A 24,046-nucleotide genomic window follows, 5' to 3' on the forward strand; every position below is an offset into this window, starting at 1 on the left:
AAAATTTGATCAACATGTAAACGACCGGCAGTATCCAAAATTACAAGATCTTGCCCCTGTTTACAGGCTTGACTAATTGCCCCTTTAGCAATATCCACAGGATTTTGTTTATCACCTAAAGTAAATACCGGCAAAGTCAATTGTTCACCTAAAACTTGCAATTGTTTTATCGCCGCCGGGCGATATACATCACAGGCTGTCAATAAAGGTTTACGACCTTGTTTTTTAAAATAATGAGCCAATTTAGCACTAGTAGTTGTTTTTCCGGAACCCTGTAAACCTACAATCATTATTACCGTTGGCGGCTTAGAAGCAAAAGTTATTTTACTTTGACTTTCACCCATTAAATGAGTCATTTCTTCATGTACTATTTTAATTACTTGTTGAGCCGGAGTTAAACTTTCTAAAACCTCGGAACCTATAGCCCTTTCAGTCAAAATAGCCACAAAATCTTTAACCACACGATAATTAACATCAGCCTCCAATAAAGCCAAACGAACTTCCCGCATAGCTGTCCGCACATCTTTTTCGGTTAACTTTCCTTTACCGCGTAAATTTTTAAAAACACCCTGTAATCTAGCTGTAATATTTTCAAAAGCCATTATTCTCACCTACCAACTATCTTCTAATTTTTGTAGTAATAAAAGTATATGCTTCCTATTTTCGCCTTTGAATTCCTTTTTTAATTCACCTATTATTTCTCTACTCCATAAATATTTTTTAACCAGCTTTAATTTATTTTCATATGTTTGCAGAGCTCCTTCAGCTCGCTTCAATAAATCATAGACCGCCTCACGTGTAACTCCTTTTAAGACAGCGATTTCTCCCAAGGAAAGATCCTGCTGATGATATAAATCATATATTTCCCTTTGTTTATTAGTCAAAAGTGAACCATAAAAATCAAAAGCTAAAGCTCGAAAAGTTAGATCATCCATTAAACTACCCCTTACTGTTAAGTAAAAACACTTAACAGTTATTTTAAACCATGACTCTCGCTTCTGTCAACATAAAATTATTATACAGATGTTAAACAATAGTGCATAATTATCCCCAGATAGTAGAGTTGCTAGTTATATTTCAAAGGGGATCTAAAAAGATTTAAAGGGACGTTATCATTAGCTAAACGTCCCTTTAAATTATTTTTTTTTACAAAATTAACGTTCCCTATTATAGGATCTCTGAGCCCTTTTAGCTTCAATTTCTTGCCAAATTTGGTACACCTTTTTGCTATTTTCATAATAGTGAGCTGCAAAATTCTGATCATTAATTCCCTGTTTTCTAGCTGTTTCCAGAAGTTCCACTAAACTTTCTTGCCAATCATTAACCTCTTCTTCAATTATTTCAGCTTTAATTTTTTCTTGATAACTATCCAAAATTTTATGTAGTCTAATTCTTGTTTCTCTTTCTCGCAAATGTAGAGCCCCTTCTTGCCAAAAAGCAAGACATTCTTTTTCCGCAATTTCTTTTTCGGACATCTCAATTAACTGTTCTTCCACAGGAAAAAGTCCAACATTATAATATGAAGTTAAAATTTGTTCAACATTATTTATTCTTTCGGCTTTATCTCGAGACTTACTTTGCCTAATGGCCTCAACCGCTTTTTGTAACTTTTGCTGATATTCATGAATACAATTACTTAATTCACTGAGATTAGTTATATGCCGAAATGATGGCAGATAAAGCTGCAAACCCTCATCTTTTATAGATACCACTCTTTCTCCCCCTTTTTTACAAAACTTATTCGATTATAATTTGAACCTCTCATGACTAGGCTACGCAATTCCTAGGATCTATTTTATAATTTCGTACTGATGCCGAGATTCTTTTTGCTTTTGATCTTTGAGCGAAGAATATCGTTCTGACCAGACATCACGTGTTTTAGCAACTAATACTTTGATATCCTCCGGGGTAATCCTCTGCCCTCCAGGCAGGGTAATTTCTTCACCGCGGATAACAGGAGCATAAACTAAATCAATAGCCATTTCAGCCGAGGCTAAATTCTTAGCTTGCAAATCCCTTGGTAATTCGTTAAATGTAAGATTAGCAATATCAATTTCTAATTTCCCTTTGGAATTTCTAATGTTACCTTTTGTATTTGTTTCCCCATCTTTTAAATGCTTCAAATAGGTAAAAATAAACACTTTATCTTTGGTAACCTTCCAATACGGTTCAAAGAACAATTCCCCCTTACTATTTCTCATTTGTCTAGTTTCTCGCCAACCTTCATGTAATTTTGCAGCCATTGCATAACTTAAAAAAAAACGCGCCTCCTTTTCAGAAAATCTTTTATTGCCACTCATTAAATAAACCTCCTTAATTTATTTTTAAAAAATCCTTAATTACATTATAGCATATCCCCTAAATATTCGCAATGTTCGCGACTTTAACAATTAAATAATGCCTAATACTATACCCTTTAAGGGTCTTTTTTTCTCAAACTAGCAATCCATCGTCATTTTTAACGTCTAATTAAGGCCTGACCTCTTTTTTCTGCTTCAAAAAGGATTTTTTCTTCATCAAGGGTCAAAACTTGCCCATCACGCATCACTATTTTCCCATCAATGATAACGGTTTTTACATCACTTGCTTGAGCTGCATAAACCAAATTAGCTACTGGGTTATATAATGGCTTCCAATGAGGTTTATTTATATCAAATAAGATAAGATCAGCTTTATAACCGGGTATTAAAGCCCCCAGATTTTTAAAACCCAGGGCCTTAGCCCCACCAAGAGTAGCTAATTTTAGTGCTTGCTGAGCAGGTATTACTGTGGGATCTTGACTAATTGCCTTCTGGAGCAATGCACAGGTACGCATTTCCGCCAATAAATCCAAATTATTATTACTAGCTGCACCATCTGTACCTAAACCGACATTAGCACCCTTTTCTAAAAGTTCCACAAGAGGTGCAATTCCACTAGCTAATTTTAAATTGCTTTCTGGATTATGGGCAATTCCCACTTGATATTTTACCAACAAATCTATCTCCTGTGGGGAAAGATGAACACAATGAGCAGCTAAAATTGGTCTTCTTTCAAAAAGACCAATTTTAGCCATTAACTCAATCGGTCGGCATCCGTAATCTGCTTTAATTTGTTTAACTTCAGTTTCAGTTTCCGCTAAATGAATATGCAGTCCCACACCCAAATCATCAGCTAAAATCATTACTTTTTCCAAATAATCGGGTGGACACGTATAAGGAGCATGAGGACCTAAAAAACAGGTAATTCGCCCCTCAGCTTTACCCTGCCAAGTATGTATAAAAACCTCACTTTCTTTAAGACTTTGACCAGTTTTATCTGTGGTACCTATTAAACCACGGGCTAAAACAGCACGAAGACCAGATTCCTGCACAGCCTGTGCAGTTTCCTCCATAAAAAAATACATATCAGCAAAAGTAGTGGTTCCCGATTTTATCATTTCCAAAAGAGCTAATTGTGTACCCCAATAAACATCATCTTTATTTAAAAGTGCTTCCCGCGGCCAGATTTTTTCTTGCAGCCAAGTCATCAAAGGTAAATCATCGGCATAACTACGTAATAAGGTCATAGCGGCATGAGTATGACAATTAATAAGACCAGGTACAAGTAAATTGTTTTGACCATTTAGAATATTAAAGTGAGGATATTTACCCTTTAAATTATTACCAATTTCCTTGATTAGACTTCCCTCTATAGCGACATCAAGCAAACAATTATTTTCTACTGATAAAACATTTTCAATTAATAATCCGGACATAGGAAGCCTCCTTCAGAAATTATCTAGAATCTCCCTTTTTCAAAGGAAGATCACCTACTGCAGCTTTTAATAAACGGGATAAATCCTGATTTATTTTTTGTGTAACCTCAACAACCTCTTGATGTGAAAGAGGGCTTGTCGAAATTCCAGCCGCATAATTAGTAACCAAACAAACAGCCGCATAAGGAATACCGACTTCCCGAGCCAAAACAACCTCCGGGACACTGGTCATGCCTACCACATCACCACCTAATTGTTGAAACATCCTCACTTCAGCAGCTGTTTCAAAACGGGGCCCTTCAGTACAAACATAACAACCTTGGGGATGAATTTTTAAATTCAATTCCTGTGCTGTATTATATAAAAAATCACGAATTTCGGAACAATAAGGATTGGTGACATCAACATGTTCCACACCCCGAAAACGTCCTTCATAAAACGTACTTTTACGTGTTTTTGTAAAATCTAAAAATTGATCTACTAAAACAAAATCACAAGGGGCCATCTTCTCATTTAAGGAACCTACCGCGGCTGTAGCAATAATTTTTTTAACCTTTAAATCCCTTAATGCCTGAATATTGGCCCGATAATTAATTAAATGTGGTGGTACAGAATGTCCCCTACCATGACGAGCCAAAAAAGCAACTCGGCGTCCCTGATAATCACCTACAAGCAAATCAACCCGACCATAACGTGTTTCTAAACCCAATTGTTGAGGTTTTTCTAACATACTAATTTGGTACACTCCTGTACCGCCGATAACAGCAAGATCAGCCTTAGCCATTTAATCCCCTCCCCTTTTCAAATTAGCTCTTGAACAAATTCTTCTGGATTAAATTCTCGAAAATCCGTAATCTGTTCTCCAACACCCAAAAATTTAACAGGTAAATGATATTCGTTCTGCACACCTAAAATAACGCCACCTTTGGCTGTACCATCCATTTTTGTAAGAATTACCCCACTAACCTCCACAGCTTCGGCAAACAATTCAGTTTGAGAAAAAGCATTTTGTCCAGTAGTAGCATCCAAAACCAATAAAACTTCCCCTTCATTATCAGGATTTTCTCGGGTAATAATTCTTTTAATCTTTTTTAATTCCTCCATCAAGTTTTTCTTGGTCTGCAAACGTCCGGCAGTATCAATTAAAAGAACCTCCTTACCTCGAGCCTTGGCAGCCTGTAAAGCATCATAAACAACTGCCGCCGGATCAGCTCCTTCCTGATGGCGTACCAATTCAATACCTACTCTTTGGCACCAAATCTCTAGTTGTTCTATGGCCCCTGCCCGAAAGGTATCAGCAGCAGCAGTCATAACCTCATAACCTTGTTTTTTTAACCAATAAGCTAATTTAGCCAAAGAGGTAGTTTTCCCAACACCATTTACACCCACTATTAAAATTGGTGTTAATGTTCCTTGTGAGATAGTTAAGTGATGATTACCTGCTTTTAAAATTGTAATTATTTCAGCCTGCAAGACATTTTGTAAATCTTCTGGAGTTTTTAGTTTTTCCTCCCACATTTTTTGTCGAACACGCTCTATCAATTGACAAGCAGTTTCCACCCCTACATCAGCTAAAATTAAGGTTTCTTCTAATTCCTCAAAAAGTTCCTCATCGACAATTGTTCTACCAGTAACTACTGCTCCCACTTTTTTTAAAAATACTGACCAAAAACTCACTAAAAAACCTCCTTTTAACTAGCCTCTTGCTGTGCTTCTGCCAATTTTACGGCCACCAAACGTGAAACTCCACTTTCCTGCATAGTCACCCCATATAAAACATCACCGACTTCCATAGTTTTCTTGCGGTGTGAAATAACAATAAATTGTGTTTGACGGGAAAAATGAGTTAATAAATTGGCGAAACGTTCTAAATTAGCTTCATCAAGATTAGATTCTATTTCATCAAGCACACAAAAAGGACTTGGCTTTACTTTTAACATCGCCATTAACAGGGCAATAGCGGTTAAGGTTCTTTCCCCACCAGATAATAGAGCTAAGTTTTGTGTTTTTTTACCCGGAGGCTGTACAAAAACTTCTACACCTGTTTCCAATAAATTTCCCGGTTCACAAAGTACAAGTTCAGCCTTACCCCCTCCAAAAAGCTGTCTAAAGATTTCTTGAAAAGCAATCCCTACACACTGAAAGGCTTCACGAAATCTTTGAACCATTAAGCGATCCATTTCCTCAATGACTAGATCTAATCTTTTTTTAGCTTGTGCTAAATCAGTAATTTGATTGTTTAGGAAACTTAGACGTTCAGTAAGACGTGTGTATTCATCAATTGCTCCGGGATTTACTTCACCTAATTTCCCTAAAGCGGTTTTCAAATCACTAATTTGCGATAAAGCCCAAGACTTGTTTGTACAAATAACCCCGATTTGTCCGGCTTGTTCCATGGTCAAATTAAATTGTTCCTTTAAACGCTGCTCTACACTTTTTTGTGCAGTTTCCAAACGTGAAAAACGAAGCTGTAATTGATGCTCCTCAGCTTGTTTTTCAGTTAATAATTCCGTAAAGTGCTTTATTTTTTCCGTACAATTTAGTAAATCTACCTCTAAATCTTCCTTGATCTTTCGTTCATTTTCCAATAAATTTTCCCCATTTTTAATTGCCTTCAATATCTCAACAATTTGTTGTTCAGTGGTAACTATTTCCCCAGCAATTTCGCTGTCCTTTTCAATTAATGATTCCCTAGAAAGATATTTTTCATTTAACAAATTCATTAATTTATCTAAACGTAAAGCATTTTCTTTTTCTTCTTCATTAAAAGTAGCCAATTTGGCTTCATGAGTAGCTACCGTGATACGTAATTGGGTGAGAGTCTCATTTTTTTCAAGTTTTACCCCCTGGGAATGATCTAAAGCCTGTACCAAAGTATTTATTTTTTCCACACAGAGCTCAATTTCTTGCTCTAAAGTAACTATTCTTTCTTTTAAAGCAGCTTTTTGAGAAATTATATTTTTATTTAGTAGTGCCCTTTCTTTAATTTCCGCTTCCAATTCTGCCATTACCGCGTTAGAGCGTTTCTTCTCTGTCTGCCAGCTAGCTAAAACTCCTTCTTCTTCAACTTTTTGCAAACGCAGCTGCTGAATTTTTTCTTGGGCTCTTTCCCATTCCCGCCGGGCATTAAAAACAGCCTTTTTAAAAATTTCAGCTTGTTGTAATCCTTGAGTTAAAGTAATTTCCCCGGCCTTTTTTTGTTGAGTTAATTCCGCAATTTCTCTTTTGCGACTTAACAAATTGCCGGTTTTAGTTTTAAAACTACCACCACTTAAGGAGCCTCCTGGATTAACCACTTCACCAGCAGGAGTTACCAGACGAAACCGAAAACCAGTAATTTTACCTATTTCCACGGCTGCAGCTAAATCCTCAACTAACCAAGTGGTACCTAATAAATAACTAATAATTTCATTATATTCAGGTTGATAAGTAATTAAATCAGCCAAACAACCAATAACCCCCGGGCCCTGAGGAATGTTGCCGCGGCTTTTTCTACCTTTAACTGTATCCAAAGGTAAAAAGGTAGCCCGTCCCTGTTGTTTGTTTTTTAACCAAGAAATGGCCTGCTGTGCAACCTGTTCATTGAGGGTAACAATATATTGTAAAGAACCACCCAAAACTACTTCCACAGCCCTTTCATAAGCTGGTGGTACTTTTATGATTTGAGCAACTGTACCCATGATCCCTTTTATTTTCCCAGTAGTCTTTAATTGTAATAGTCCTCTCACACCATAAGCATAACCTTGACCATCCCTTTCCATTTCCTGAAGCAAATGAAGGCGAGATTCCAAAGCTGCCTTTTCTTTTTGAAAAAACAAGTTTTTTTCCTCCTGTTTTTTCAACTTAGTTTGCTCAGCTAAAAGATTAGCTTCATAAGTTTTTAAATTTTGCTCACCAGAAAATAAAGCAGAAGTAATTTCACTAATAGATTTTTCAGTCTGTGCTATTTTAGTTAAAGCCTTATTGCTAATTTGTGTAATCTCTTCAAGGCGAACAATATTTTTCTCCTTTTTAGCTTGTAAAACAGTTAATTGTTCCCGTAAATTAGAAATAGTATTTTGCAGCTGAGTTTTAGCTTGTAAAAATTCAAAATGTTCGTTTTTTAAGTCTTCCAAAGCTAACTCTTGCTTTTTTTCCTTTTCTGTTTCCGAAGTTAACCAAGCCTCATGTAATTCTAATTCACGGCGGGCTTTTTCAACTTTTTCCTGACAAGTTTGCCGCTCGATTTTAAGTTCACTTAATTTTTCCCGAAAATATGCTATTTCCGTATTTAATTGTTTTTGTTCCTTTTCCAACTGCTCTTTTTGAGTTTGTAAACTTATTTTTCGTTCCTGCAGTAATTTTTTACTGCTCTCATTTTTCTCCAAATCTAATTGAGCTTGATACAGTTTTTCTCGATATGCTGTGATAATTTCCAGCTTTTTTTGTAGAATTAATTTTTGCTCACTTTCACAGCTTTGCCAATACCGCAGCTGTGTATTTAGGTTTTCTATTTCCAATTCTAAATTAGTAAGCTGTTCACTAAGTTTAGTTAAATCTTTTTTATGTTTTTCATTTTCAGCTAACAGTAAACCAATTAACAAACCATTTAATTTGGTCTGTTTATCTTTATATTGTTTAGCTTTAGCCGCCTGTTCAGCCAAAGGTACAGCCTGTTTTTTTAATTCTGCAAGCAAGTCATGTAAACGTACCAAACTAGTTTCTGTTTCTGAAAGTTTTTGCACTGCCTCACGTTTTTTATAACGATATTTAACAATTCCCGCAGTTTCCTCCAAAAGACCGCGTCTAACTTCAGGTTTAACGGACAAAACTTCGTCTACTTTACCCTGACCGATAAGTGAAAAACCTTCCCGACCAATCCCAGTATCCATAAACAATTGATGAAGATCACGTAAACGACAGGGTGTGCGATTAATTAAATAATCACTTTCACCAGAACGATATAAACGGCGAGTCACTGTAATTTCATGATAATCCAAAGGAAAGGTTCCCGAAGTATTGTCAATTGTCAAAGAAACCTCGGCAAAACCCAAGGGATGGCGTTCCTCACTACCAGCAAAAATAAGGTCATCCATTTTTGCACCGCGTAAGGTTTTTACACTTTGCTCACCTAATACCCACCGAATGGCATCAGCTATATTTGATTTACCACTACCATTAGGACCCACGACTAAAGTTATTCCGGGTTTAAATTCTAATTTAGTTTTTTCGGCAAAAGATTTAAAGCCCTGAATTTCAAGTCTTTTTAAGTACAACCATTTCCGTCCTTTCCATAAAAAACTTACTAGTTCTTTAATTCGCTATCTTTTTTAAAAATCCTGTCCTTTTAGCCCCGCAAATCTTTAAGAGCCTCCTTGGCAGCCTGCTGTTCAGCTTCTTTTTTTGTTCTTCCTTGACCTTCAGCTAATTTTTGCCCATTTAAAAAAACAGCAGCTAAAAATTGTTTAGCATGATCAGGTCCACTTTCCCGTAGAATTTGATAATGTAAACTACTATCAGGATTTTGCTGAATATATTCCTGTAATTCAGTTTTAAAATCTCCCCATTCACCCTGAAGGGCTTCTTGAATTTGCTTTTGTAAGACCAGCAAAATTAACTTACTTACTTCTTTTAAACCTAAAGAAAGATACAAGGCACCAAGTAAAGCCTCGAAAGCATCTACCAAATTGGAGACTCGCTCAGCACCCCCTGTTAATTTTTCTCCCTTACCTAATAAAAGATATTTACCTAATTCTAACGCTTGGGCACTTTGTACTAGTGCAGCCTCACAAACAATAGCTGCCCGCATTTTAGTTAATTCCCCTTCACTTTTTTGCGGATAGTGCTGATACAAATATTCGGCAATAACCAAACCAATCACAGCATCTCCCAAAAACTCCAACCGCTGATTATGTATTTTTTGACCAGGTAAATGTTCATATACGGCTGAAGGATGTGTAAGGGCTTGCTCAATTAAACCCAGATCTGGTTTTTTTGATAAAGGTAATTTGGATAATAATTGTCTCCAAGCTTCGTTTCTTTTATTCTGCAAAATAAAAACTCCTTAATCCTTAAATTTAGCAAACAAAAGTGAGGCATTATGACCCCCAAAACCCAAGGAATTGCTCAAAGCATATTGAACCGGCATTTCTCTGGCTTGATTAGGCACATAATCTAAATCACATTCAGGATCTGGTTCCTCATAATTAATGGTAGGTGGTACCAAATCGTGCTGTAAAGCCAAAACAGCAGCAATAGCCTCTACTCCACCCGCAGCACCCAAAAGGTGGCCAGTCATCGATTTAGTAGAACTGACTGCTAAGCGATAAGCATGCTGACCAAAAACAGTTTTGATAGCAGCTGTTTCCATTTTATCGTTAAATTCCGTAGAAGTGCCGTGAGCATTAATATAATCAATTTTTTCTGGTGCCAAATTGGCATCCTTTAAAGCAAGAGACATTGCCTTAGCTGCTCCTTTACCTCCTGGTGCAGGAGCTGTAATATGGTAAGCATCAGCTGTAGCCCCATAACCCAATATTTCGGCATAAATAGGTGCCTTACGACTTAAAGCCGAAGTCAAACTTTCTAAAACTAAAATACCGGCACCTTCACTCATCACAAACCCATCCCTATTTCGATCAAAAGGTCGACTAGCCTTTTCAGGAACTTCATTATAAGTTGATAAAGCCCGCATAGCACAAAAACCGGCATAAGCCATTTTAGTTATGGGAGCTTCACAACCACCACTAATTATTAAATCCGCATCACCCCGCTGAATTAACCGAAAAGCCTCGCCAATAGCATGTGTAGCCGAAGCACAAGCAGTAACCACAGTATAATTTGGTCCCGTAGCACCGCAAAATATTGAAATTTGTCCAGCCGCCATATTACTAATCATCATGGGAATAAAAAAGGGACTAACTCTTCTAGAACCTTTGGCTAACCTTATTTCAATCTGTTCTTCTAAAGTTTCCATACCCCCAATTCCGGAACCGATTATTACTCCCATTCTCTCAGAAGGTACAACTCCCAAATCCACTCTGGCGTCTTCTAAAGCCATTTTTGTCCCGGCAATAGCAAATTGAGAAAAACGATCCATACGCCGCATTTCTTTGCGATCTAGATATAATTCCGGTTGAAAGTTTTTTACTTCCCCGGCAATTTGTGTCGGAACATCTTTAATATCTATACGGGTAATTCGCTTTATTCCGGATTTGGCTTGCCACAAATTTTTCCAAAACTCAGCTACTGTATTACCTAAAGGTGTAACTGCACCCATTCCAGTAACAACAACCCTTTCATTCATCAGGCGATTCACCCCCCACTACTTATTTAAGATAATTCTATTTCTTTTAACAGAGCCTGAAAAATTTCCTTAACCGACATTAATTGTTTTATTTTGGCCAAAGATTCACCAATAAAAACCAAACCATCTTTCAAATTACCTTGTTGAGCATTTTCTAATGCTGTCATAATACAAAAATTACCCTTACAAAATTTTAGACAGCGTTTACATTTTTGTACAGGATTAATTTTTCCGGACAAGAGCTTTTCCGTAAATTCATTTTTTAAAGCCCTACCTTTTAAACCCACCGGACTATCTATCAAGACAAATTCATGTGGGGACTCTAAATAGAATTCTTTTAAATTAGGGGCCGCATTTGATTCCTCACTTAAGGCAAAACGCGTACCCATTTGAACCCCATCAGCCCCTTGACGAATAGCTGTAGCAATATCTTCTCCGGTGACAATTCCTCCTGCAGCAATCACAGGAATATTAACATTTTTTTTAACCTCAGGTACAATCTCGGCAACCTTTTCTTCTGTACCTAAATGTCCACCTGCCTCTTTACCCTCTACAACAATAGCCTTGGCACCTAATCTCTCGGAAAGTTTAGCTAATCTTACCGAAGAGACAATCGGTACTATCGGAATACGTGCTTCCTTACCCCAAGTAAAGATATCACGTGAAAAACCGGCACCGGAAATAACCAAATCAATTTTTTCCTGCAGAGCAGAAATAACCAATTCCTTAAAGGCTGTAGCGGCGTACATCACATTCACCCCAATAATGCCCTTAGTTAAAGCCCGGGCTCGGCGAATTTCAGCTTTTAATTCTTGAATACTTAAACCACTGGCGGCAATAATCCCAATACCACCTTCATTAGCTACCGCCGCAGCCAAAGGTGCCGTGGAAATCCTCACGGCCATACCACCTTGAATAATAGGGAATTTAGGTTTCAAATGCCCAATCTTTAATGCTGGCAAGTGCACATTAATACCTCCAAACCATTGCTTTTGAATAATAGCTCCGCAGTAATTAACCACGGAGCTATTACCGATAATGACAACTTTTAAAAATACTCATACCTACTGCTGTTCCTTAATATACTCAACAGCATCACCTACTGTCCTAATTTTCTCGGCATCCTCATCAGGGATCTCCATGTCAAATTCTTCTTCTAAAGCCATAATTAATTCCACTACATCAAGCGAATCGGCATTCAAATCATCAAAAGTAGTTTCCAAATTAATATCTTGTTCATCTACCCCCAATTGTTCAGCCACCAATGATCTAATCCTAACAAATTCATCCATAATATCACTCACAACTTCACCCCCTTCCCCGGAAAAAACAATTCACTTTACATTGTCAGACCACCATCAACGGCAATTACTTGCCCGGTTATGTAAGCAGCCTGTGGACTAGCTAGAAATACGGCTAATTGTGCGACATCTACAGGTTCCCCCCAATGCCCCACCGGTATTTGAGTTTTAATCTTTTCTTGAATTTGTTCTGGTAATTGACGAGTCATATCTGTATCAATAAAACCAGGTGCAATGGCATTTACCATTATACCACGAGGAGCTAATTCTTGGGCAGCACTTTTTGTTAAGCCAATTAAACCCGCTTTGGCAGCAGCATAATTAGCCTGCCCCACATTACCATGAAGCCCCACTACGGAAGCAATATTAATTATTCTACCAGAACGCTGTTTTAACATAGGACGAGTTACTTCACGAAGACAATAAAAAGCTGCGGTTAAATTCGTTTGGATTACTTTATCCCAGGCCTCATCTTTCATTCTCATAATTAAAGTATCACGATTTATACCAGCATTATTCACCAAAACATCAATCTTACCATATTTCTTTAAAATATGGGCCAGCATTTTTTTTACTTGTTCAGCTTGAGAAACATCTGCCTGAAGAATTTCCACTAAACCACCGTTTTTTTCAATTATTGCTTTTACTTCTTCTGCTGCAGCCAGATTTCCTTTATAATTTACAATTACCTGAGCTCCTTTTTCGGCAAAAGCGATAGCTATGGCCCTACCTATCCCCCGCGAGGCACCTGTAATCAATACTACCTGCTCAGTTAACATTTATTTCACCTCCTAAGCAAGCAAGTGTTTCTTCCAAAGAACTCCTATCCTCAATATTATACATTTCTATATTTTTAGCAATCCTTTTTAATAAACCACTTAGAACTTTTCCTGGTCCAATTTCTACAAAAGTAGTAACACCCTCTGCCAACAATCTTTCTATAGATTGCTGCCATAAAACCGCATGATTAACCTGTTGAATTAAATTAGTCTTTATCTTTAAAGGACTAGTTACCAATTCCGCGGTACAATTGGCTGCTACCGGAACCCAAGGACGAGAAATAATTACCTTTTCCAAAATAGAAGCTAGTTGAGTAGAAATATTTTGCAATAGACTAGAATGAAAAGGACCACTTACAGATAATTCTAAAGTTCGTTTAGCACCATATTCCTGTGCCAAAGCCATGGCCTGTTTAATAGCCTCTGTTTCTCCTGCTAAAACAATCTGCCCTGGACAATTATAATTGGCTGGTTCAACAATACCATATTCGGCCACCTGAGTACAAATGGCTTTTATTTGTTCTGTATTTAAACCTAAAATTGCGGCCATGGTGCCTTGGCCCGGAGATACGGCTTGCTGCATAAAAATTCCCCGGTTCCGAACTAGCCAAACAGCATCACGAATACTTAAAGAACCAGCAGCAATCAAAGCCGTATATTCCCCCAAACTATGTCCTGCTACAAAATCCGGCCGCAAACCATGTTCTTCCACTATTTTAAGAATAGCCGCACTAGTAAGCAAAATAGCTGGCTGTGTATTAGCAGTGAGCCTCAATTCTTCTTCTGGGCCATTAAAACAAAGTAAACTTATTGGATAGCCCAAAACTTCATCACCTAATTGAAATACTTGACGGGCTACAGGATATTGGGTAAATAGTTCTCTACCCATCCCTACATATTGTGAACCTTGCCCGGGAAATAAAAATGCAATCTTTCTCATTATATCGCCTCATTTCAATACATTATTACCAAAAACTGCTTTAGCTTCAGCTATAATTTCATTAATTATTTCCGCAGCTGGCTGAATTTTATGGATCATGGCTGCCACTTGACCAGCCATTAAAGAGCCTTTTTCCACATCACCTTCAATTACTGCTGCACGTAATCTACCGACACCCAATTCTGCCAATTTTTCATCAGAGGCCCCTTCCCGAACCAAGCTTTGATATTCGCGAGTTAACTTATTTTTTAGAACACGTACATAATGTCCTTGAAAACCGGTCAGTACCGTATCTCGATCCTTAGCCTTTAAAACCGCCTGCTTATAATTATCATGAACCTGACATTCGGCTGCACAAATAAAACGAGTACCCATTTGCACGCCTTGGGCTCCCAAACAAAATACAGCAGCCAGCTGTCTTCCATCAGCCACTCCCCCGGCGGCAATCACCGGCACGTCAACCGCATCTACCACTTGTGGTAAGAAAGCCAGAGTAGTTAATTCCCCTACATGACCACCACATTCCATACCTTCGGCTATTAAAGCATCAGCTCCACCGCGAACCATTCTTTTCGCTAAGGCTACCGAAGAAACTACCGGAATCACTTTAATTCCCTTAGCTTTTAATTTGGGGATGTGTTTGCCCGGATTACCAGCACCAGTAGTAATAACCCGCACATTTTCCTGTAAAACAACCTCTATAACTTCTTCCACATAAGGTGAAAGATAATAAACATTCACCCCAAAAGGCTTTTTAGTTAAAGTTTTGGCCTTTAAAATTTCTGCCCGCACTACATCTGCTGGTGCACTACCAGCCCCAATTAAACCTAAACCTCCTGCCTCAGAAACTGCTGCAGCAAGTTCAGCTGTAGCTACCCAGGCCATACCTCCTTGTAAAATAGGATATTCAATTCCCAGTAAATCACATAATTCTGTTCTCACTATTTTCTCCCTCCCTCTCAAATAACCCATTTCATTACAGTAGAACCCCAAGTCAAACCAGCCCCGAAACCAACCAAAAGTACCAAATCACCTTTTTGAATACAACCCCCTTTGACGGCTTCATCCAAAGCTACGGGAATCGAGGCAGCCGACATATTGCCATAACGAGATAAATTCACATATACTTTTTTTTCGGAAAGCCCCAAGCGTTTACAAGCAGCACTAATAATTCGTGTATTGGCTTGATGAGGTACTAAATAATCCAAATCACGATGTGAAAGACCGGCTTTAGCTAATACCTTGCAGGCTGTCTCCCCCATAATACGTACTGCAAATTTAAATACTTCATTTCCCTGCATAACAATATAATGTTCATTATTTTCTATTGTTTCTAAACTAGCAGGTCGACGGGAACCACCTGCCGGAACTTTTAATAATTCCGCACCACTGCCTTCTGCCCCTAAATCAAAAGCCAAAAAACCACTACCAGCTTCCACAGCCTGTAAAACAGCCGCCCCGGCTCCATCACCAAACAAAATACAGGTACCGCGATCAGACCAATTTACCAGCTTAGTCAAGGTTTCAGCAGCAACCACCAAAACAGTATCATATGTACCTGTAGCAATAAACTGATTACCTACAGACAGTGCATACAAAAAACCAGAACAGGCTGCCGATAAATCAAAGGCAGCAGCATTGACAGCCCCAATTTCTTTTTGAATCAAACACGCTGTAGCTGGAAAAAACATATCCGGAGTAGTAGTAGCCACAATAATTAAATCTACAGCTTCTGGCTTAATTTTCGCCGCAACCAAAGCCCTCTCAGCGGCCTTGGCCCCCAAATCAGAAGCCGCCTCTGTAGGTAGGGCTTTACGTCTTTCCGCGATTCCAGTACGGGTTAAAATCCACTCATCAGAAGTATCTACCATCTTCATTAGATCCTGATTAGTAATTCTCGTTTCCGGCAGCCAAGTACCCAAACCGACAATACCTACGGCACGCAACTTATTTAACATCTTTTTCACCAACCCCGGCAGAGCAACAATTATTTTCTAAAGTAGAGACCATTTCTTTTTCTATACATTTAACCGCAGCTCGAACCGCATTGCGGATAGCGTGAGCATTAGAGCTGCCGTGACAAATTATGCTTAAACCTTTTACACCCAAAAGAGGTGCTCCCCCAAATTCAGTATAATCCAATCTGGCTTTCATTTTCTTTAAAGCAGGTAAAAGTAAAAAAGCCCCCATTTTACTACGCCAATTACTTGTCAATTCCTCTCGCAAAAGGGTAAACATACCAGTACCCGTCCCTTCTACAGCTTTTAGAATAATATTACCTACAAAACCATCACAAACCAAAACATCAACTGGTCCTACCAAAAAATCACGCCCTTCGACATTACCCATAAAATTTATTTGTTCGGCATTAGCCAACAATTGATGAGCCTTAAGTGTAAGTTCATTTCCTTTAGTAGGTTCACTACCATTACTAACCAAACCAATACGGGGATTTTTAATCCCCAATATTTTTTCGGCATAAACACTACCCATCAAAGCAAATTGTAATAAATTTTCGGCCTTACATTCAGTATTGGCCCCTGCATCTACCAAAAGTTTAGGTCCTTCCAAACCAGGCAGGACAGTACCGATAGCTGGTCTACTAATTCCGGGTAAACGCCCTAAACCAAAAAGTGAAGCCACCATTTGAGCACCAGTATTACCCGCAGAAATTACAGCTTGAGCGTGGCCCTCCTTAACCAAACGGGTAGCCACCGTAATAGAAGCATCCTTTTTTTTACGATAAGCCACCACTGGTGTTTCCTCCATAGCAATAAATTCTGTACAATGGTGAATAGTCAGCCTTTCCTCAGCATATTTTTTAGGCAAATGTTCTTTAATGGCCGCTTCCTGACCAACCAAAATTAATTCCAAATCCTGTTGATCATTTAAAGCCCCCAAGGCTCCATGAACAATCTCCTGTGGAGCATAATCTCCACCCATAGCATCTATCGCTATTCTCATTCATTTTCCCTCCTGTTGAGCCACAAAAATAAACTTACCGACAAATACTTCTTCACTATCCACACTAGAAACAACCTTAATTAAATATTTATTAATTTTCTTTCTAGCCAAAAAGGCATATGCCTTGATTTTTTCATGTAAATGTACCGGACGACGAAAACGCAGTCTAGCACTACCTGTTAAAACCACTTCAGCATCAATTATGGCTGCAGCCAAAGAATTAGCCTGAGCAAACAAATAATCGGCTCTACAGATTCCGCTTTTTTGCGTAACCATTTCCCGAGTAACCTGCAAAATAGAGGTAGCGAATTTCCCCAACTGCAACTCCACCAACTCACCAACCATTTCATGTGCCACCATTGATCTTACTTTTTGATGAACCCGTTCTGCTACCTGTACCATACGTGTACGTAATTCCGGAATATCCAATTCCAAACGATCTAGACGAATCGTTTGAATGGAAACAGAAAAATGTTCTGCTAATTCCTCATCAGTGACAAAGGGATTATCCCTAATCACTGCCTTCAGTTTTTCCTGTCGTTCCTGCTTATTCAGCCTTTGCTGCATCTTTTTCGCCCCTTTATTACCTGGTATCAATACCTAGTATAAAGGCTCTGCTTATTTTTGGCAAGTAAAAAAACCACAACAAAGAAAATTCTTTGTCGTGGTTTTTTAAAGCCACTTTATTCTTTCGAGGAAACTACCTCCCGGCCTTTATAATGCCCACATGCGGGACAGACCCGATGTGGTAGTTTTGGTTCATGACAATTAGTACATAAAACAAAACCTACTTTTTTTAATTTCATTAATTCCGCCCTTCTCCGCCTAACAACAGCTTTTGAACGACGTCTTTTTGGTACACCCATTTATTCCGCCCCCTTTCCCCCATTCACTTTTTCAATTGTGCCAAGACTGCTAACCGGGGATCACCTGTTTCAACTTGACAAGCACATTTAGCTAATTTTAAATTAATACCACATTGTGGACAAAGTCCCGGACAATCCGGCTGACAAAGGATACGCATCGGTATATTAAGAATAATGTTTTCCTGGGCTAATGCTTTTAAATCAAGCCACTGTGGTGCAGCAAACGCCTGCTCATCACTTGTCAGTGGCTTTTCTAAATAATAGCGTTCTTTAATTTCTATTTTCAAAGGATAATTTACTTCATCAAGACAGCGAGAACAAACTAATAATAATTTGGTTTGCAAACTAATCATTAATTCTAAAAAACTACCCTGATTAACTATTTTACCCCTTACAAAAAGCGGCTCTATTAATGTTAACTCCTCCAAGGAAGCCAATTCTGCTAAACAAAAACTAAACTTTTTACTTGCACCAAGTTCCTGCCATAATGCCTCTAGGTGAATTTTCACAACCATTCACTCCCCTGCAAGCCTTTTTATTATATAAAGGAACAAAAATTATTGCAAGCTAATCCTGACAAGCCGTAATAGCTACCATGTTTACAATATCTTCGACACTACAACCCCGGGAAAGGTCATTAACTGGTTTGGCCATTCCCTGCAAAATAGGACCAATGGCTTCAGCTTTACCTAATCTCTGTACTAATTTATAAGCAATATTACCAGACTGCAAATCCGGGAAAACTAAAACATTAGCCGCTCCCCCAATCGGACTTTCCGGAGCTTTGGCTAGGGCCACCTCAGGCACTAAAGCTGTATCAGCTTGTAATTCACCGTCAATAATTAAATCAGGTGCTTTTTCTTTTGCTAATTTTACAGCTAGACGCACCTGTTCCACTAATTCATGTTGAGCACTACCTTTAGTAGAGAAAGACAGTAAGGCCACTTTTGGTTCCAAGCCAATTAAAGAGACCGCAGTTTGAGCCGACACTACCGCTATTTCCGCCAACTGTTTAGCAGTTGGCAAAGGGTTCACCGCACAATCAGCAAAAAGTAGTACTCCTTCTTCCCCAAATTCTTGGTAAGGACTAAGCATTAAAAAGGCACCTGATACAGAAGAAATACCTGGAACAGTTTTAATGATTTGTAAAGCTGGACGTAAAACAGCACTTGTAGCATTTGCGGCTCCAGCCACCAGACCATCTGCCTCACCGCGATAAAGCATCATGACTCCCCAATATAAATTACTTTCCAGCATTTTTTGGGCATCCTCTAAAGTAATTTCCTTATGTTTACGCAATTCATATAACTCCTGAACATAAGTAGAAAAATCTTTGGAAAGAGCAGGATCAACAATCTTGACATTACTAAGATCACTACCTGTTTTTTGAGCTACCTTTTTTATAGCTGCTTCTTGACCAAGTAATACCGGTACAGCCAATTTTTCGGCAGCAATTATACTAGCTGCAGTCACAATCCTCTCTTCTGTACCTTCTGGTAAAACAATAGTCCGCTTATTTTTTTGTGCTTGAACTTTAATTCGGTCCATTAAATTCATTTTCACAACCTCCTTTGATATAATCAACCCGAGGGGGAATAATAATGCCGATTATCGGAATTATAGCGGAATACAATCCTTTTCATCAAGGACACCTGTATCATTTGCGGACAATTCAAAAAGAACTGTCTCCCCAAGGGATAATTTGTGTACTAGGCGGAAATTTTCTACAGCGTGGTGAACCTGCTTTAGTTAATAAATGGGCCCGCTGTGCTATGGCTTTACAACAAGGAATTGACCTAGTTTTTGAATTACCAGTACTTTATGCTACCCGCAGTGCCTATTGGTTTGCCCGGGGAGGTATCGAAACCTTAACCAGTACCGGAATTACCACCCATTTAGCCTTTGGTGTGGAAACAAAACAAAATATACTTTTAAAAAAAGCCGCAGCCTATTTAGCCTCAGAACCAAAAGCCTATCAGCAAAAATTACAAAACCTACTAAAACAAGGACTTTCTTATCCTCAAGCAAGAACCCAGGCTTTACCCCCAGAATTCTTGCCAATTTTACAAAGCCCCAATAATATTTTGGGACTTACTTATTTACAAATTATTCAGGAACTAGATCTTAATTTAATACCTTTTATTCTAAAACGTAAAGGCAGTGACTATCTAAACAAAGACTTAAGCAGATTATATCCAAGTGCTAGTGCCATCCGCCATCATTTAATTTCCCCACCCCTAAATTTCATAGAAAAACTGCAAACCTTAAAAAACTCCCTACCTTTAGAAACAATAACTATTCTTGCCCAAGAATTTTCACAAGGTCGTGCCCCCATCTATTTTAAACAATTAAACACTCAATTGATGACTCTTTTAAGACGCTCAACCCCTGAAAAACTCAAACAAATTATCGAGATTACAGAAGGATTAGAAAACCGTATTTATCGTTTAGCTCACCAGACAACTGATATTCAAGAATTTCTTAAAAAACTAAAAACAAAACGATTTACTTATACACGTTTACAGCGTTTTCTAATTCATCTTCTTTTAGATTATACAAAAGAAGCTGAACTCTGTCTAGAAAAAGGTCCTCCTTACCTCCGTCTTTTGGGTTTTACTGACCGCGGACAAAAACTATTGCGTCAAATTAAACTGAAAGGCACCTTACCAATAATTAGCCGTGGGGCACAAATAGACCACCATCTAAAAAAACATCCGGAAATATTCCCCTTTTGGGAAAAAGATGTTTTAGCCACTAATTTATATACACTTTTATATCCAAATCCAATGACCCGCACAGCTAATCTTGACTACCAACTTCCGCCGGTAAATGTTTAATTTGGTCTAGTAATTATTCTCCCCCATATAATTTCAAAAAGGGGGATCGGTTATGGCCAAACAAAAAACAAATTTTTATACCTTTTTTTTCACCTGGGCCATTATTTTTTTAGTAATCACCATGCTCATTTGGCCTGAAAAAACTTATCAAGGGGCCCTTTACGGTCTGGAATTATGGGCTAATGTCTTAGTCCCCTCTTTACTCCCTTTTTTTATTATCACCGAAATTATGTTTAATCTAGGAATAATAAGATTTTTAGGTATTCTTTTAGAGCCTTTAATGCGGCCCCTGTTTAATTTACCCGGAGAAGCCTCCTTTGTACTGGCCATGGGATTCAGTTCGGGATTTCCCATGGGTGCTGTGCTCACCAAACGCCTGTATGAGCTGAAAGGCTGCAGCCGCTGCGAGGCAGAACGCTTGATTGCCTTTACCAATAATGCCAGTCCGCTTTTTTTAATGTCAGCAGTTGCCATTGGAATTTTTCGACAGCCCTCTCTAGGTCCCTTACTCCTTATTAGTCATTATTTAGCTAATCTACTTATTGGTATTCTTTTAGGTCTAGTTTCACGATTTTCCCCTCGGGAAACTAGTTTTACATTTAAACACCAAAGACTATTATTACCTGCCGAGCCCTTTAGTCAACTTTTTAGCACTGCCATAAAAAATGGTATTAATACCATTTGTTTAATCGGTGGATTTGTAATTAGTTATGCCGTACTGATTAAAATTCTAGAAACTACTTCCCTACTGCATTTATGTGCCTATCCCTTCAGCCTACTTTTGCAGGTCCTTCATTTTGACCCCAGCACTGCTGAGGCCCTGGCCACTGGTTTTTGGGAAATGACTTTAGGCATCAATGAACTTTCTCTCACGATGGTACCTTTACAAGAAAAAATTATTTTAACCAGTATCCTTTTAGGTTGGTGTGGACTATCCATTCATTCACAGGTAAGTGGTGTTTTAAATAAAACCGGTATTAAAACAACATTTTTTCACCAAACAAGAATTCTGCACAGCATCTTAGCTGGCCTCATCAGTTATGTTTTCATTCAAAAAGGTAATTGGTTTTCTCGGCTTTCACTGCCAGCACTTACACCTCCCACAACCTCAACCCTGTTAAGTACTACCTTTCTTTTTAATTTATTTTACTTAACCAAGATTTTTATTCTTTTCTTTTTAATCCTTTTTTCACTTGCCGGAACAATATTTCTCAGCAGTAAACTTTTAAAATTAATTAAACTACAGAAAAAAAATCTCCCTAATTAAGCGGAGATTTTTTTATAAACATAACAGTTCTTTATCTTTAATTACGCAAAAAAACTTCATTAGTTAATTCAAAACTAACTTCCTTTTTCTTATTACCCTTATTTTTGATTCCCTTAATAGTCACATTAAAGAACTTAGATCCTTTATCAGTAACCTTAAAACTTTCAATGTTTTTAGCCAATGTTTCCGATTGATTACTTTCGTTTGTAAACTTTAGATCATTACCTTCTAATTTAAAGGTAACCTGTTTTGTACCTTTTTTTAAGACAAGTTGGTTAGAACTTGCTACATAACTTTCTTTATCCATAGACAAATCAACAATCACCTGCATAGCACGACGCACCTGTTCCTGAATAATAATTTCATCTTGAGCAGTATTTGAAAAACGAATATTACCAACAATAAAAATGGCAATGGCACTCATAACCACGGAAGCTAAAGAAATACCAATAACTAATTCTACCAGGGTTAAACCAGCTTGATCGAACCTAATAATTTTCCTCACTAGGCATTCCCCCCTTAAAGTTTTTCCCAATTATCTATGGAAATATATTGCTTATAGGCAACAATATTAGTCGGTTCAGTTACTTCTAAGGAAGATTCAATAGTTCGATTGATATATTCATCAGAATAAACGAAGGGATCATCAGCTTCAGCTACTTCCCGATTTATTTTTTCAAAAATGTAAAACCAACTATTAGTAAAACTTTTTGGGTAGGAATCTTCTATAAAAATATTCCCATTAGTTATAATAGTTCCTTTGAAATTAAGCGTCCCACGTAAATAAACATCTCCTTCAGAAACTATAATTCCATTAACATTAGCATCAACATTTTTAAGTATATTATTTGACGGCACATTTTGATCCCCTCCCGGACCAACCAAATAAATATTTTTATTTGAAGAAAAACAAATAACCTCTAAAGATGAACTTTGATCAAAATCCTTTATATGTACATACTCAGAATACTCACCCAGCAGATTCTGGTAATATAAGGAGGAACACTCCTCAATTTTTCCCTGTGCTTCCCCATATGTATAAAGCCCACCATTTTTATATATTTTATTATTTGTTATAAATGCTCCGGTTGAATAAATTTTTGCAGGTTCCGGTAAAACTATATTAGTTCCCTTATTTAACCATGTAGGAATTTCGGCCTTTTCCCCGAAATTCCAAAAATATTCTGCTTTGCGAAAGACATTCATTTTTTGACGTACATTAGTAGATTTATTTAACCTCTCCTCAACTAAGGTCAATGGTGCATAATAATTATAATAATAATAATAATCATCATCAAGAAAATAGCTACCATAAACCCTATAATTACCTTTAATAGAAACACTTTCACCAGTAGAATAAGGATATCCTTTATTATCTACAACATCAATATAAGAGACACCATTAACAAACATTTCTTCACCAAAGATTTTCAATTCCGAACCATCCTCCGTACTTATATCCATGGCATTAATTATAATTCCACTACTTTCATCATGTTTGCTAGACAAAGCCCCGTCGGAAAAACCATAATAATTACCTTCAATTTTTAATCGAGATTTTTCACCATTTAATACCAAATCATCTTTGGTGTAAACATCACCTTTAATTTTTATTTCATTATTTTTAGTTTCATGGTCAATAATCACATTATCTGCATAAATATTTCCATTTACATTTAATATATTATTTTTAGTTTCCGCACTAATTTTTACACTATTTGCCGAGATAAGATTACTATTAACTTCTACTGTCTCACCATTCCCACATAAAACAAAACCTCCATCACTTGTTCCTTTAGCAAAAACCTTACCGTTTATCTTTACATCCGAAGCATAAATTTGGATATCGCCATATGCTACCAAAGCATTATGCCAAAGTTCACTATCCCGATTTGTTTCTATAACATTGCGATAAATATAATAATAATTTTCTTTTAAAATTTCTTCTTCAGAAGGCATTTTTATAGTAAAATCCATCTGCACCTTTTGCGGAATTTTCTCAACTTCCGGCTTATCATCTAGAACTCCATATGTTGAACATAAAGTTAACGAAATCTTTTTAGAATTACTA

At 37.6% G+C, this 24,046-nt stretch carries 25 protein-coding genes; 2 read left to right on the top strand and 23 right to left on the bottom strand.

The annotated features are described in order from the left end of the window. The 21 genes from GX687_03890 to pta all read right to left on the bottom strand — a co-directional run. Positions 1-602, bottom strand: a 602-nt coding sequence (locus GX687_03890) for a signal recognition particle protein (GenBank protein HHX96587.1), incomplete at its 3' end; no start/stop codon positions are given. A gap of 9 nt (positions 603-611) precedes the next feature. Continuing rightward, positions 612-935 (bottom strand): DNA-binding protein, encoded by a 324-nt coding sequence (locus GX687_03895; GenBank protein ID HHX96588.1) that lies wholly within the window; start codon positions 933-935, stop codon positions 612-614. 219 nt (positions 936-1,154) lie between these two features. Continuing rightward, positions 1,155-1,712, bottom strand: coding sequence for a hypothetical protein (locus GX687_03900; protein ID HHX96589.1), 558 nt, complete (start codon positions 1,710-1,712; stop codon positions 1,155-1,157). A 78-nt stretch (positions 1,713-1,790) separates the two neighbouring features. After that, complete coding sequence (locus GX687_03905) at positions 1,791-2,300, bottom strand: hypothetical protein (GenBank protein ID HHX96590.1); 510 nt, start codon at positions 2,298-2,300, stop codon at positions 1,791-1,793. A 158-nt stretch (positions 2,301-2,458) separates the two neighbouring features. Further along, the gene (locus tag GX687_03910) at positions 2,459-3,736 is read right to left on the bottom strand and encodes an amidohydrolase (GenBank protein ID HHX96591.1); all 1,278 of its coding nucleotides are present in this window, start codon (positions 3,734-3,736) and stop codon (positions 2,459-2,461) included. A gap of 19 nt (positions 3,737-3,755) precedes the next feature. Then, positions 3,756-4,520, bottom strand: a complete 765-nt coding sequence (gene mtnP / locus GX687_03915) for an S-methyl-5'-thioadenosine phosphorylase (GenBank protein ID HHX96592.1) — start codon at positions 4,518-4,520, stop codon at positions 3,756-3,758. A gap of 17 nt (positions 4,521-4,537) precedes the next feature. After that, positions 4,538-5,413 (bottom strand): signal recognition particle-docking protein FtsY, encoded by an 876-nt coding sequence (gene ftsY / locus GX687_03920; GenBank protein ID HHX96593.1) that lies wholly within the window; start codon positions 5,411-5,413, stop codon positions 4,538-4,540. 14 nt (positions 5,414-5,427) lie between these two features. Continuing rightward, positions 5,428-8,991, bottom strand: coding sequence for a chromosome segregation protein SMC (smc, locus tag GX687_03925; protein ID HHX96594.1), 3,564 nt, complete (start codon positions 8,989-8,991; stop codon positions 5,428-5,430). A 71-nt stretch (positions 8,992-9,062) separates the two neighbouring features. Then, entirely contained in the window at positions 9,063-9,767 is a 705-nt protein-coding gene (gene rnc, locus GX687_03930; protein HHX96595.1) for a ribonuclease III, read from the bottom strand. 12 nt (positions 9,768-9,779) lie between these two features. Continuing rightward, complete coding sequence (fabF, locus tag GX687_03935; GenBank protein ID HHX96596.1) at positions 9,780-11,021, bottom strand: beta-ketoacyl-ACP synthase II; 1,242 nt, start codon at positions 11,019-11,021, stop codon at positions 9,780-9,782. A 26-nt stretch (positions 11,022-11,047) separates the two neighbouring features. Beyond that, complete coding sequence (locus tag GX687_03940) at positions 11,048-11,989, bottom strand: nitronate monooxygenase (GenBank protein ID HHX96597.1); 942 nt, start codon at positions 11,987-11,989, stop codon at positions 11,048-11,050. Positions 11,990-12,085: 96 nt separating this feature from the next. Further along, positions 12,086-12,313, bottom strand: a complete 228-nt coding sequence (gene acpP / locus GX687_03945; GenBank protein ID HHX96598.1) for an acyl carrier protein — start codon at positions 12,311-12,313, stop codon at positions 12,086-12,088. A gap of 47 nt (positions 12,314-12,360) precedes the next feature. Further along, positions 12,361-13,101 (bottom strand): 3-oxoacyl-[acyl-carrier-protein] reductase, encoded by a 741-nt coding sequence (gene fabG, locus GX687_03950; protein ID HHX96599.1) that lies wholly within the window; start codon positions 13,099-13,101, stop codon positions 12,361-12,363. Next, a complete protein-coding gene (fabD, locus tag GX687_03955; GenBank protein HHX96600.1) occupies positions 13,091-14,041 on the bottom strand; it encodes an ACP S-malonyltransferase in 951 nt (316 codons plus the stop codon). The genes fabG and fabD overlap by 11 nt, the downstream gene beginning before the upstream one ends. Before the next feature lie 9 nt (positions 14,042-14,050). Beyond that, positions 14,051-14,986 (bottom strand): enoyl-[acyl-carrier-protein] reductase FabK, encoded by a 936-nt coding sequence (gene fabK, locus GX687_03960; GenBank protein HHX96601.1) that lies wholly within the window; start codon positions 14,984-14,986, stop codon positions 14,051-14,053. 14 nt (positions 14,987-15,000) lie between these two features. Then, the gene (locus GX687_03965; protein ID HHX96602.1) at positions 15,001-15,999 is read right to left on the bottom strand and encodes a ketoacyl-ACP synthase III; all 999 of its coding nucleotides are present in this window, start codon (positions 15,997-15,999) and stop codon (positions 15,001-15,003) included. Continuing rightward, a complete protein-coding gene (gene plsX / locus GX687_03970) occupies positions 15,989-17,005 on the bottom strand; it encodes a phosphate acyltransferase PlsX (GenBank protein ID HHX96603.1) in 1,017 nt (338 codons plus the stop codon). The genes GX687_03965 and plsX overlap by 11 nt, the downstream gene beginning before the upstream one ends. Then, positions 17,006-17,572: a transcription factor FapR gene (fapR, locus tag GX687_03975; protein ID HHX96604.1), complete on the bottom strand. Its 567-nt coding sequence runs from the start codon at positions 17,570-17,572 to the stop codon at positions 17,006-17,008. It lies immediately after the preceding gene. 116 nt (positions 17,573-17,688) lie between these two features. Beyond that, entirely contained in the window at positions 17,689-17,871 is a 183-nt protein-coding gene (gene rpmF / locus GX687_03980; GenBank protein ID HHX96605.1) for a 50S ribosomal protein L32, read from the bottom strand. A gap of 23 nt (positions 17,872-17,894) precedes the next feature. After that, positions 17,895-18,380 carry a DUF177 domain-containing protein gene (locus tag GX687_03985; protein ID HHX96606.1) on the bottom strand — a complete coding sequence of 162 codons (486 nt, stop codon included), beginning with the start codon at positions 18,378-18,380 and terminating at the stop codon, positions 17,895-17,897. A 58-nt stretch (positions 18,381-18,438) separates the two neighbouring features. Continuing rightward, on the bottom strand, positions 18,439-19,428 hold the full coding sequence (gene pta / locus GX687_03990) for a phosphate acetyltransferase (protein ID HHX96607.1): 990 nt from the start codon (positions 19,426-19,428) through the stop codon (positions 18,439-18,441). 44 nt (positions 19,429-19,472) lie between these two features. Here pta and GX687_03995 point away from each other — a divergent pair, with 44 nt between their 5' ends. After that, positions 19,473-20,708, top strand: a complete 1,236-nt coding sequence (locus tag GX687_03995) for a nucleotidyltransferase (protein ID HHX96608.1) — start codon at positions 19,473-19,475, stop codon at positions 20,706-20,708. Between the two features lie 52 nt (positions 20,709-20,760). After that, entirely contained in the window at positions 20,761-21,975 is a 1,215-nt protein-coding gene (locus GX687_04000; protein ID HHX96609.1) for a sporulation integral membrane protein YlbJ, read from the top strand. A 37-nt stretch (positions 21,976-22,012) separates the two neighbouring features. On the opposite strand, the gene GX687_04005 is transcribed toward GX687_04000, so the two are convergent. Next, positions 22,013-22,480 (bottom strand): hypothetical protein, encoded by a 468-nt coding sequence (locus GX687_04005; protein HHX96610.1) that lies wholly within the window; start codon positions 22,478-22,480, stop codon positions 22,013-22,015. Positions 22,481-22,494: 14 nt separating this feature from the next. Beyond that, the coding region (locus GX687_04010) for a hypothetical protein (protein HHX96611.1) at positions 22,495-24,046 on the bottom strand (1,552 nt) is incomplete at its 5' end.

The organism is Clostridia bacterium, from assembly GCA_012841935.1.
Classification (GTDB): Bacteria; Bacillota; Peptococcia; order DRI-13; family DTU073; genus DUTS01.

What these genes read in the sequence shown, in the direction of transcription:
- pta (HHX96607.1), bottom strand. Translation starts at nt 19,428, where the DNA reads ATGAATTTAATGGACCGAATTAAAGTTCAAGCACAAAAAAATAAGCGG.
- GX687_03965 (HHX96602.1), bottom strand. Translation starts at nt 15,999, where the DNA reads ATGTTAAATAAGTTGCGTGCCGTAGGTATTGTCGGTTTGGGTACTTGG.
- GX687_03905 (HHX96590.1), bottom strand. Translation starts at nt 2,300, where the DNA reads ATGAGTGGCAATAAAAGATTTTCTGAAAAGGAGGCGCGTTTTTTTTTA.
- GX687_04000 (HHX96609.1), top strand. Translation starts at nt 20,761, where the DNA reads ATGGCCAAACAAAAAACAAATTTTTATACCTTTTTTTTCACCTGGGCC.
- fabG (HHX96599.1), bottom strand. Translation starts at nt 13,101, where the DNA reads ATGTTAACTGAGCAGGTAGTATTGATTACAGGTGCCTCGCGGGGGATA.
- GX687_03895 (HHX96588.1), bottom strand. Translation starts at nt 935, where the DNA reads ATGGATGATCTAACTTTTCGAGCTTTAGCTTTTGATTTTTATGGTTCA.
- fabF (HHX96596.1), bottom strand. Translation starts at nt 11,021, where the DNA reads ATGAATGAAAGGGTTGTTGTTACTGGAATGGGTGCAGTTACACCTTTA.
- acpP (HHX96598.1), bottom strand. Translation starts at nt 12,313, where the DNA reads ATGGATGAATTTGTTAGGATTAGATCATTGGTGGCTGAACAATTGGGG.
- rpmF (HHX96605.1), bottom strand. Translation starts at nt 17,871, where the DNA reads ATGGGTGTACCAAAAAGACGTCGTTCAAAAGCTGTTGTTAGGCGGAGA.
- plsX (HHX96603.1), bottom strand. Translation starts at nt 17,005, where the DNA reads ATGAGAATAGCGATAGATGCTATGGGTGGAGATTATGCTCCACAGGAG.
- mtnP (HHX96592.1), bottom strand. Translation starts at nt 4,520, where the DNA reads ATGGCTAAGGCTGATCTTGCTGTTATCGGCGGTACAGGAGTGTACCAA.
- fabD (HHX96600.1), bottom strand. Translation starts at nt 14,041, where the DNA reads ATGAGAAAGATTGCATTTTTATTTCCCGGGCAAGGTTCACAATATGTA.
- GX687_03910 (HHX96591.1), bottom strand. Translation starts at nt 3,736, where the DNA reads ATGTCCGGATTATTAATTGAAAATGTTTTATCAGTAGAAAATAATTGT.
- GX687_03995 (HHX96608.1), top strand. Translation starts at nt 19,473, where the DNA reads ATGCCGATTATCGGAATTATAGCGGAATACAATCCTTTTCATCAAGGA.
- fapR (HHX96604.1), bottom strand. Translation starts at nt 17,572, where the DNA reads ATGCAGCAAAGGCTGAATAAGCAGGAACGACAGGAAAAACTGAAGGCA.